Below are 11,824 nucleotides of genomic sequence, written 5' to 3' on the forward strand. Positions count from 1 at the left end.
TTTTGTTTTATAAATGTTTTGGGTTTAGCGCAGAAGATCATTTGGATGTGGATCTATTAATTTTTTTTAAGCCCGAAAAGTTCTTTAAACCCTGATGAGTCAGGGATGGAAGCGGCATCCTTTTGTTTTTTCCTTTAAAAAACAAAAGATACAGCGTACAGCCCGGCCCGGAGGGAGACGCTGTTATATTTACTATTCTGATTGTTAGTTGTTTGCGAATTTATATTTTTTGATTGTCGACATCATTTATGAATTGAATTACTCCATTCATGTAAGTCTTCTGATCATCCCACATGGCTAAATGACTTCCGTTGGGGCAGTGTAAATAGCGCCCTTTTTTAACTAATTTGCTTTGTTCTTCCATCGCTTTTGGATCCATGGTATCGTATTTGGCTCCAATCATAAGGGTTGGAACTGTGATTTCATGCAGTCGGTTTTTAATATTCCATTTAGCTAATCTTCCTCCTATTCCAAATTCACTAGGGCCCTGCATTAGAGTATATATTTCCATATTTGCATGTTTACTGGCACGATTGAAACCATCTGGCCATTCTTTTAATCGGCATACGTGTTCTTTGTAGAAATTAGGAATCAATAATTCCATATATCTTGGATTGTTGAAATCTTTTTTAGCTTCCAAAGTTCTTATTTCTGATAGAATTTCGGGTTTCATTTGCTTTGCTAGAACTTCATCGGCGTATTTTCCATATTCTGGTGCACTTGCCATCATATTTGAAATTAATAATCCTTTCAGGTTTTGCTGATATTTTAATGCATATTCCATTGCTAATATTCCTCCCCAAGAGTTTCCGAGTACATAAAAATTATCGTGATCTACATTAATGGCTTTTCTAACTTGTTCTACTTCGTCTACAAATCTCTCGATAGTCCATAAACTGCTATCTTTTGGCTGGTCGCTGTAATAAGAGCCTAATTGGTCGTATTCATAAAATTCGAATCCTTCACGTTGAAAAAAAGTTTCAAAGCATTCCATATATTCATGCGTCATTGCTGGTCCTCCATGTAATAGGAGTATTTTTATTTTTGGATTGTTTCCAAATCGTTTTGTCCAAACTTTAAATTCTCCTGCGGCTGTTTTTATAGGTATCATTTTTACCCCTGCGGCTTCAGGATTGCTTTGATCGTACGTAAAATAATTCGAAAGATTATTTGTGTTTTCCTTTTTGCAAGATGTGATAAATAGGAGAATTGTAAAAGCTAGAATATAACGCATATGGTTAGAATTTAATGGTTTAGGCTAAGTTACAAATTAAAGATTACGCATTTTAAAAGCTTTAAAAATTTCTTAAATAGATTTGAAGCCAAATTTTCTTGTAGTAAATTAGTAATACTATACTTAAAATAATCAAATTATGAAAGCGAAGATATTTTTAGCCATAGCATTGTTAATCTTGACAATCTCCGCCAGTGCACAGAAGAAAATTGAAGTGACCGAACTGCCAAAACCAGCGCAGGAATTTTTAAAGAAACATTTTAGCGATACTGCGGTAGTAAGTGCTAAAAAAGACGCAGAACACGGAGAAAAAGGTTTTGAAGTAAAGTTAAAAGACGGTACAGAAGTCGAGTTCTGGAAAGACGGATCTTACCGTGAAGTTGACGGTGGTGACAATCCAATCCCAACAGCTTTTATTCCAGATAATATTAAAGCTTACGTTGCCAAAAATCATCCAAATGAAAAAATAACACATATTGATTATGGACACAAGGATCTGGATGTTGATTTGACCAATAAAATTGATTTAGAATTTACCAAAGACGGTAAAATTTTAAAAGACAAAAAGAATGATGTCAAAAAATAGATGAATTTAGAATATAGTTATTTTTAAAGCCAGTTTTTTCGAAAGAACATCTTGAGAGAAAATAGTTTATATTTACATTTCTATTTTTTATTTCATGGAAGAAAATAAACATGTAACGATTTATGATATTGCTGAGCGTTTAAATTTGGCGACATCAACTATTTCACGAGCTTTAAAAGATCATCATACTATAAGTGACAAGACGATTAAAAAAGTAAAAAAAACTGCCGAAGAAATGGGATTTGTTCCCAATACTTTAGCCGCAGGTTTGCGTGGCAACAAAACCAGAACGATTGGTGTTTTAATTCCTACTGTTACACAGCCCTTTTTGTCATCCTTAATTAGCGGAATCGAAATTACGGCTCAAAAATCTGATTATACCGTTATTATTATGCAATCGCATGATTCTTATGAAGAAGAGGTAAATATGGCTAAATCTTTATACAGCAATCGAGTGAGTGGTGTAATTTGTTCGTTGGCAATGGAAACTCGAGATACGGCGCATTTTCATCAGTTTTCGAACAACAATATTCCGTTGGTTTTTGTCGATAGGGTTCCTAAAGATTATAATACTTTCAGGGTTGTTATTGACAATTATACAGCAGGTTATAAGGCAACGAAACATCTAATTGAACAAGGTTGTATTCGAATAGCTCATTTAACAGCAGGATCAGAATTAGGGAATCTTTACAATGAAAGGAAAAGAGGTTATATTGAGGCTTTAAAAGATCACAATATAGAAGTAGAAGAAGAATTGATTATTAGTTTAAATTCTGTTACCTACGAAGATGGAGTAAAAGCAAGCAATGCGTTATTCGATTTAAATCCAATTCCAGACGGATTATTCGCTCCTGGAGATATTCTTGCTGTAAGTGCAGTACAGACTGCTAAAAAGCGTGGAATTAAAGTGCCTGAAGAATTTAAAGTAATTGGGTTTAACAATGATCCTATTTCGCAGATTATAGATCCTAATTTATCTACAATTACACATCCCGCCGAAAAAATGGGAAAGGCGGCGGCAGATATTATTATCAAAAACCTGAAATCATCTAAAAATGATGATGCTAAAGAAATTACATTTTTAAACACCGAAGTATTAGCAAGAGAATCATCTCAAAAATAAAGTCAAAATAGGATTTTTAGATATAGAATCCAACCCCGTTAAAGCAGGATAGTTTTTATAATTATCCTGCTTTTATTTGTTGTAGAAATTATTTTTTCAAAAAAAAGAGCGCTAAAATTTTTTTCTTAAATAACAATCCTATATTTTTACGCAACCGATTGCAATTGTTGTTTTGTTTGGAATAATGTATTTTTTAAATTAAAACTTTGCTAAATACTTTTAAAAGGAAATAAAATAGTGATGCTGTAAAAATGAGATTGTAAAGAATAAATTATAACCATGACTTCATTTAGATTTGTTTTCTTGTTTCTTCTAATTTCTTTTTCGGCTTCGGCACAAAAGGATTATAAATTGTGGCTTCAATATAATTCAGTTGCTAATTCTGCAATAGCTTCGGAATACAAAAACAATCTTAAAGGAATTGTCATTTTGGGAAATTCTGAAACTCTTAAAATCGCTGAGAAAGAACTCAAAACAGGATTTTTAGATATGCTCGGAAATATTCCTGAAACCAAACAAGATATAAAAGAAGAAAACAATCTTATTGTTGGTTCAGAATCGAATTTGAATACTGAAATCCAAAATGAATTGCGATCTGATTTTGATAAAATCAATACTGAAGGTTTTATCATTAAATCCATTTCTTTTAAAAATAAAAAACAAATTATTATTGCAGGAAAAAACGATGTTGCTGTTTTATACGGAGTTTTTAATTTTCTGAGAATATTGCAAACCAATAAATCAGTTAAAAATTTAAATATTGTCGATTCTCCGAAAACCAATATTAGAATCCTGAATCATTGGGACAATTTAGATCGAACAGTAGAACGTGGTTACGCCGGGTTTTCTCTTTGGAACTGGCAAAAACTTCCTGATTTTATTGATCAACGCTATATTGATTATGCTAGAGCAAATGCTTCAATTGGAATTAACGGAACAGTTTTGACCAACGTAAATGCAAACGCTTTAATTCTGACGCCACAATACTTAGAAAAAGTAGAAGCATTAGCTAATGTTTTTAGACCTTACGGAATAAAAGTCTATTTAACAGCAAGATTTTCGGCACCAATCGAAATTGGAAATTTAAAAACCGCCGATCCAAAAGATCCAGAAGTGATTAATTGGTGGAGAAATAAATCGGCTGAAATTTATAAACGAATCCCTGATTTTGGTGGATTTTTGGTAAAAGCCAATTCAGAAGGTCAGCCAGGTCCGCAAAATTATGGAAGAGACCACGTTGACGGAGCGAATATGCTTGCTGATGCTGTTGCGCCTTTTGGCGGAGTAATTATGTGGAGAGCGTTTGTATATTCAGAACACGATGCAAACGATCGTGCGAAACAGGCTTACGCCGAATTTCAGCCGTATGATGGAAAATTCAGAAAAAATGTAATCGTTCAGGTCAAAAACGGAGCAATCGATTTTCAGCCAAGAGAACCGTTTCATCCGTTATTTGGAGCGATGCCGAAAACGCCATTAATGATGGAGTTTCAAATCACGCAGGAATATTTAGGTTTCAGTACACATTTGGTTTTTCTGCCTAAATTATTTCAAGAAGTTTTGGAATCCGATACCTATCAAAAAGGAAAAGGTTCAACCGTTGCTAAAGTAGTTGATGGTACTTTATATCAAAATAAACTAACCGGAATTGCCGGCGTTGCGAATATCGGTAACGACTTAAATTGGACAGGACATCCTTTTGCGCAAGCCAATTGGTACGGTTTCGGAAGACTGGCTTGGAATCCGTATTTAGACTCTGAAACGATTGCTGATGAATGGTTGAGAAGTACTTTTTCAAATGATGAAAATTTCATTAAACCTGTAAAAAGTATGATGATCGAATCGCGTGAAGCCGTTGTTAATTATATGACTCCACTTGGTTTGCATCATATTATGGATACGGGACATCATTATGGGCCAGGACCTTGGGTTTCGAATTTATCAAGACCAGAATGGAATCCCAATTATTATCATAAAGCAGATAAAAACGGAATTGGTTTTGACAGATCAAAATCGGGAACGAATGCTGTTTCGCAATATGCACCAGAAGTCGCCAATATTTTTGATAATTTAGAAACTTGCCCTGAAAAAGATCTTTTATGGTTCCATCATGTTTCGTGGGATTATAAACTAAAAAATAGACAAACTCTTTGGAATGGACTTTCGCTTAAATATCAGGAAGGTGTAGATCAAGTAAAAGAAATGCAGAACGTCTGGAATCGTGCAGGAAAATATGTTGATAATGAACGTTTCAACGAAGTAAAAATGTTATTAGAAATTCAGTACAAAGAAGCAAAATGGTGGCGAGATGCTTGTTTGCTATATTTTCAACAGTTTTCGGGTAAAGAACTTCCAAACGGAGTTGAAAAACCAACACAGACATTAGAGTATTTCAAATCATTAAAATTCCCTTTTGCACCGGGAAATGGATAAATAAAAAATAGAATAAACACATAGAAACATAGATTTATATTTAACTCAAAAAAGATTAAAGAAAGAAACTAGTTTCTCACACATAGTTATGTGTATTAATGCAAGTGAAACGCCTTTGTAGACAAAGAAAAACTATGTTTCTATGTGTTTAAAAATAGCATTAAAAATATTTTAATAAATTATGAGCAAGAAAACGGCAATTGTAACCGGAGGAAATTCGGGTTTAGGATTTGCAACAGCAAAAAAACTTTGTGATAACGGTATTACAACTTATATCATTGGAAGATCAAAAGAAAAAACAGAAGATGCCTGCAGAGAAATTGGAGAAAACGCCATTCCGGTAATCTTCGATTTAAACGATTTGAAGGGAATTCCTGCGATGATTGAAAGTATTACAAAAAATAGTCCGATTGATATTTTGGTTAACAACGCTGGAGTCAATATGAAAAAAGAATTTGCAGATGTGACCGATGAAGAATTTTTATCAATCATTCACACCAATCTTTTGAGTGTTTTTGCTGTAAGCCGAGAAGTAGTAAAAAACATGAAAGAACATGGAGGTGGAAGTATTATCAATATAAGTTCGATGGCATCGCAATACGGAATCCCAAAAGTAATTGCGTATTCATCTAGCAAAGGCGCAATTGAAGCCATGACACGTGCTATGGCTGTTGAGTTGGCTCAGTTTGGTATTCGTGTGAACTGTATTGCTCCGGGATTTATCAAAACAAAAATGTCATCAACAGCTTTGGATAACGATCCTGAAAGAAAAAATAAGGTGTTAGGAAGAACGCCAATGGGTTATTTGGGGGAACCATCAGACATTGCAGACGCCGTTTATTATTTCGCTTTAAGCGAATCAAAATATACAACAGGAACTGTTTTACCAGTTGATGGCGGAAACAGTATTGGGTTTTAATTTAAAGTTTCTAAGGTTCAGAGGTTCAAAGGCTCAAAGGTTTTTTGAAGCCACAGATTAAAGGATTAAATAGCTTAAAATCAGCTCAATCTGCAAAATCTGCGGGAAACAAAACTTTGCGACTCTGCGACTTTGCGAGATTAAAAAAAGTCAATATGATAAAAATGCAGCAAACCATGAGATGGTTCGGACCAACCGACAATGTCAAACTAATTGACATTCGACAAGCTGGCGCAACAGGAATTGTAACCGCATTACATCAAATTCCGGTTGGTGATGTCTGGACGATTGAAGCGATAAAAGAAAGACAGGAAATCATTCGCAATTTCGGATTGGAATGGACCGTGGTTGAAAGTCTTCCCGTTCATGAAGAAATCAAAAGAGCTTCAGGGAATTATCTGCAATACATTGAAAAATATAAAATTAGTTTACAAAATCTGGCAGAATGCGGAATCAAAATTATAACCTATAATTTCATGCCGATTCTGGATTGGGTGAGAACCCATCATAGTTTTATTAACGAAGACGGAAGTAAATCTCTTTTATACAATCAGGACGCTTTTACCTATTTTGATGTTTTTCTTTTGAAAAGACCAAATTCTGAAAATGATTATTCAGAGAGCGAAAAAGAAAAAGCTTTGCGGTTTGGAAATCAATTGCCTGAAGATGAAAAAGCACTTTTGTTTAAAAATGTTTTGCTAGGACTTCCGGGAAGTACAATCCATTTTACGGCAGAACAGATTTTATCGCTTTTAGAAAATTACGCTGAAATTGACAATCAAAAACTAAGAGAAAATCTGATTTATTTTTTATCAGAAGTAACTCCGATTGCAGAGAAAAACGGACAAAAATTAGCGATTCATCCCGATGATCCGCCGTTTTCGGTTTTAGGACTTCCAAGAATTGTATCTACTGAAGCCGATTTGAAAGCAATTTTCAACGCCGTTACATCAAAAGCAAACGGATTGTGTTATTGTACAGGTTCTTTAAGCGCTGATCCGAAAAACAATCTGGAAAAAATAATAGACGATTTTGGAGACAGAATTCACTTTTTACACCTGAGAAATACCATTCGCGAAAGCGAAACCATTTTTAGGGAATCAGAACACTTAAATGGTGATGTTAAAATGGAAGTCATCGTTGAGAAATTATTGTTATTAATGAACAAAACCAAAATAAGTCTCCCAATGCGTCCCGATCATGGTTTTCTTCATAAAGTTGATGAAGCTACAGAAACGTATCCAGGTTATTCTTTAACAGGAAGATTAAAAGGTTTGGCTGAGTTAAGAGGTTTAGAAATAGGAATAGCTTATAAATTGAATTTGTAATAGTATTGAAATAATACGTCTTGTTTGTCATTCCGAGGAACGAGGAATCTTCGTAAGAGGCTCTACAAAGCTTGGCGATATTCTGTGCGGAGTTACTTGTGGAGATTCCTCGTTCCTCGGAATGACAAAACTATACGAAAAAGCTGAGGAGTGAAAAAATTATGATTCTATGTGTTTAAAAATGAAAATATCGCATCTGATTTTATTGTTTTTCCTAATCGGATTAAGCACAAATTTGTATGCCATAAATCCAGAAAAATATTTAGTCAATTGGGCCTCTAATGAAAATTTTCCTTTGGTTTCAAAAGGAAAAACAGCTTCAATTTTTGTAGACGATAAAGATTATGGAGGAGTTTTAAAAGTAACAGGACATTTAGAAAATGATCTTTTTAAAGTTTCAGATTTGCATCTGAAAAGAATAAAAAAGATTTCTGAAGCAGAAGATTTTGTCCTTATTATTGGAACACTTGGAAAAAGTAAAATTATCGATCAATTAGCCAAAGAAGGAAAAATAGATGGCAATCAACTTCAAGGGAAATGGGAAAAATTTACCACACAAATTGTCGAAAATCCGTTTAAAGGAATTAAAAAAGCATTGGTAATTGCAGGTTCCGATAAACGGGGAACTATTTATGGAATCTACGATTTGTCGAATCAAATTGGCGTTTCGCCTTGGTATTATTGGGCAGATGTTCCAGTCAAAAAACAATCGGAACTGCATGTTCTGCCGGGAATTCAATCGCAAGGAGAACCAAAAGTAAAATACAGAGGAATTTTTATAAACGACGAAGCCCCAGCTTTGTCGGGTTGGGCATTTGAGAAATTTGGCGGATTTAATTCGAAATTCTATGATAAAGTTTTTGAATTGATTCTGCGAATGAAAGGCAACTATTTATGGCCGGCAATGTGGGGCAGAATGTTTTATGTCGAAGATCCGCAAAATGCTGTTTTGGCCGATGAATACGGAATTGTCATGGGAACTTCGCATCATGAACCGTTAACGAGAGCACACGCCGAATGGGGAAAAGCAAACGGGAAATGGGATTTTAACACCAATTCTGAAGCTCTGATTCAATTTTGGAAAGACGGAATTAAACGAATGGGAAATAAAGAAACTATCGTTACAATCGGAATGCGTGGCGACGGCGATGAACCCATGACGGAAGGAACTGCAATTGAGTTATTAGAAAATATCGTAAAAACCCAAAGAAATATAATTGCAGAAGTTACGAAAAAACCTGTCGAAGAAACTCCGCAAATGTGGGCGCTTTATAAAGAAGTTCAGGATTATTACGACAAAGGAATGACCGTTCCCGATGATGTTACGCTTTTGCTTTGTGATGACAATTGGGGAAATATCCGCAAACTGCCAGAATTAGAGGCAAAACCAAGAAAAGGCGGTTACGGAATTTATTATCATTATGATTACGTAGGCGGGCCACGAAATTACAAATGGATTAATACTAATCAGATTGAACGTGTTTGGGAACAAATGGATTTGGCGTATCAATATGGAGTCGATAAAATCTGGATTGTAAATGTAGGCGATATCAAACCAATGGAATTTCCAATGGAATTTTTCTTAGATATGGCGTGGAATCCTGAAAAGTTTAATCCTGGAAATTTAGAGCAATATTATTTAAATTGGGCAAAAGAGAATTTTGATAATCAGTTTTCAGGAGAAATTGCTGAAATTTTGAAATTATATACAAAATATAATTCACGAAGAAAACCAGAACTTTTGGATGCCAAAACATACAGTATTACCAATTATAATGAAGGAGATAGAGTTGTAGCAGATTACCAAAAATTGGTTGAGAAAGCCAATTCAATAAATGAAAAATTAAAACCAGAATATAAAGATGCCTTTTATCAGCTAGTTTTATTTCCTGTTTTGGCAAGCGCTAATTTAAATGAAATGTATGTTGCAACGGCTAAAAATCATTTGTATGCAGAACAAGGAAATGTCATGGCAAATACTTATGCTGAAAAAGTAAAAGAGTTATTTAAAAAAGATGCTGAGCTCACAAATTACTATCACACTCAATTAGCAAATGGTAAGTGGAATCATATGATGTCGCAAACACATATTGGTTATGATAATTGGCAACAGCCTGAAAAAAATGTGATTCCGAAAACAAAAACAATCGAAATTTCAAACAAAATTCAAGAGGGAGTTTCTATAGAAAATTTTCCAAAGGCTAGAACTTCCATTAATAAAAATAGAGATTTAGATCATGTTAGAGGTTTTGTTGGGGACAACGGATGTATTTCAATAGAAAGTAAAAATTATTCTAAAGCAATCAATTCAGATACAGTAAAATGGACTATAATTCCAAATCTTGGTAAAACAGATTCAGGAATAACAATAAAACCTTCTAATATCAAATCAATTGAAATTTCAGAAAGATCGCCAAGATTAGAATACAACGTTCATTTTTTCAGTAAAGGAAAGATAAAAGTAAATGCCTATTTTTCACCAACAATCAATTTTAAAATCGGTGACGGCTTAAAATACGGAATTGGCTTTAATGATGAAAAATCACAAATAATGAACCTCAACAACGATTCTTCAGAAAAAGCTTGGGCAGAATCGGTTGCAAATACTATTAAAATTATAACCTCAACGCATGAAATTGAAAAAGCAGGAAATCATGTTTTGAAAATTTATGCGATTGATCCGGCTTTGGTACTTCAGAAAATTGTAATTGAAACGGAAGAAGGAAAAGTTTTGGAGTCGTATTTGGGGCCGCCAGAGAGTTTTAGGAAGGAATGATTTCATAACGTAACACATTCTGTCTGTCATTTCGACGTAAGGAGAAATCTTCGCGAGAAACTCTACAAAGTTGATCCAGCATACGGAGCTACTTACGAAGATTTGCTTTGCCTGTTCGCTATCACTCAAGTCTCCTTACGTCGAAATGACAAGATTGAAGGGAAGCGTTACGGATTTAGACCTGATAAGTTTTTAAAACCTGTCAGGTCTACGTTGAGAAGCAAAAAATGATTAACTATTTAAACCAAAAGATATGAAATTTATTAAACCTTGCTTAATTGCCGTCACGACTTTGCTGGCTGTGAGCTGTACGTCGCAAAAAGAAACCGCTTCATTAAAAGACGCTTACAAAGATGATTTTTACATCGGAACTGCTTTGAGCGCTGACCAAATCTTAGAAAAAGATAAAAAAGAAGATTCGCTGATTCGAAAAGAATTTAATGCAATTACAGCAGAAAATATCATGAAATCGATGTACATGCATCCGCAAAAAGACAAATATGATTTTGCTTTATCGGATAAATTTGTAGCGTATGGAGAGAAAAACAAAATGTTTGTTCATGGTCATACTTTGATTTGGCACAGCCAATTGGCGCCTTGGATGGAAAAGATTGCCGACAGTACAGAAATGAAGACCTTTATGAAAGATCATATCACGACAATAGTTTCAAAATATAAGGGAAGAATCAATTCGTGGGACGTTGTTAACGAAGCGTTGAACGAGGATGGAACGTTAAGACAATCTGTTTTTTTGAAAACACTAGGGGAAAAATATCTGGTCGATGCTTTCAAACTGGCTGAAAAAGCCGATCCAAAAGCCGAGTTATATTACAACGATTATAATATAGAAGAACCAGTAAAAAGAGCCGGAGCTATTGCTTTAATCAAAAAAATAAAAGCAGAAGGCGGAAAAGTTGACGGAGTTGGAATTCAAGGGCATTGGAGATTAAATAGTCCGTCATTAGAAGAAATTGAGAAAAGTATTTTAGAGTATTCAGCATTAGGAGTTAAAGTAGCTTTTACAGAATTGGATATTACTGTTTTACCAAATCCGTGGGATTTGAAAGGAGCAGAGATCAGTCAGAAATTTGAGGGAAGCGAGAAAATGAATCCATATCCAAAAGCATTGCCAGATTCTATCCAAAACAAACTTGCAGAACGTTACGAATCAATTTTTAAACTATTTTTAAAACATAAAGATAAAATCAGCCGTATTACTTTTTGGGGTGTTCATGATGGGCAATCTTGGCTGAACGACTGGCCGATAAAAGGAAGAACTAATTATCCTTTACCATTTGATGCCACTTTAAGACATAAAAAAGCTTACGAAAGTATTTTAAAGCTGAAAGAAACTAAAGAATAAATACTAAAAAAGCTTCAGCTTTAAGAAAATAACCAACAATCGGTTGTGAAATGAAAAATAAC

At 34.4% G+C, this 11,824-nt stretch carries 8 protein-coding genes; 7 read left to right on the forward strand and 1 reads right to left on the reverse strand.

Annotated features, from left to right (window positions below; genetic code table 11):
- Positions 1 to 220: 220 nt before the first annotated feature.
- The gene (locus tag B0A75_RS12195; RefSeq protein ID WP_089054553.1) at positions 221 to 1,234 is read right to left on the reverse strand and encodes a proline iminopeptidase-family hydrolase; all 1,014 of its coding nucleotides are present in this window, start codon (positions 1,232 to 1,234) and stop codon (positions 221 to 223) included.
- Between the two features lie 139 nt (positions 1,235 to 1,373).
- On the opposite strand from B0A75_RS12195, the gene B0A75_RS12200 reads away from it, so the two are divergent.
- The 7 genes from B0A75_RS12200 to B0A75_RS12230 all read left to right on the forward strand — a co-directional run bounded on the left by B0A75_RS12200 (position 1,374) and on the right by B0A75_RS12230 (position 11,762).
- A complete protein-coding gene (locus B0A75_RS12200) occupies positions 1,374 to 1,820 on the forward strand; it encodes a PepSY-like domain-containing protein (RefSeq protein WP_089054554.1) in 447 nt (148 codons plus the stop codon).
- A gap of 94 nt (positions 1,821 to 1,914) precedes the next feature.
- Entirely contained in the window at positions 1,915 to 2,943 is a 1,029-nt protein-coding gene (locus tag B0A75_RS12205) for a LacI family DNA-binding transcriptional regulator (RefSeq protein ID WP_089054555.1), read from the forward strand.
- 279 nt (positions 2,944 to 3,222) lie between these two features.
- The gene (locus tag B0A75_RS12210) at positions 3,223 to 5,376 is read left to right on the forward strand and encodes an alpha-glucuronidase family glycosyl hydrolase (protein ID WP_089054556.1); all 2,154 of its coding nucleotides are present in this window, start codon (positions 3,223 to 3,225) and stop codon (positions 5,374 to 5,376) included.
- A gap of 181 nt (positions 5,377 to 5,557) precedes the next feature.
- Positions 5,558 to 6,295 (forward strand): SDR family NAD(P)-dependent oxidoreductase, encoded by a 738-nt coding sequence (locus tag B0A75_RS12215; protein WP_089054557.1) that lies wholly within the window; start codon positions 5,558 to 5,560, stop codon positions 6,293 to 6,295.
- 164 nt (positions 6,296 to 6,459) lie between these two features.
- Complete coding sequence (gene uxuA / locus B0A75_RS12220; protein WP_089054641.1) at positions 6,460 to 7,623, forward strand: mannonate dehydratase; 1,164 nt, start codon at positions 6,460 to 6,462, stop codon at positions 7,621 to 7,623.
- A 181-nt stretch (positions 7,624 to 7,804) separates the two neighbouring features.
- On the forward strand, positions 7,805 to 10,399 hold the full coding sequence (locus B0A75_RS12225; protein WP_089054558.1) for a glycosyl hydrolase 115 family protein: 2,595 nt from the start codon (positions 7,805 to 7,807) through the stop codon (positions 10,397 to 10,399).
- A 253-nt stretch (positions 10,400 to 10,652) separates the two neighbouring features.
- The gene (locus tag B0A75_RS12230) at positions 10,653 to 11,762 is read left to right on the forward strand and encodes an endo-1,4-beta-xylanase (protein WP_089054559.1); all 1,110 of its coding nucleotides are present in this window, start codon (positions 10,653 to 10,655) and stop codon (positions 11,760 to 11,762) included.
- The last annotated feature ends 62 nt before the right edge of the window (positions 11,763 to 11,824 follow it).

Origin of the sequence: Flavobacterium oncorhynchi (genome assembly GCF_002217355.1) — a bacterium.
In the GTDB taxonomy this organism is placed as follows: Bacteria; Bacteroidota; Bacteroidia; order Flavobacteriales; family Flavobacteriaceae; genus Flavobacterium; species Flavobacterium oncorhynchi.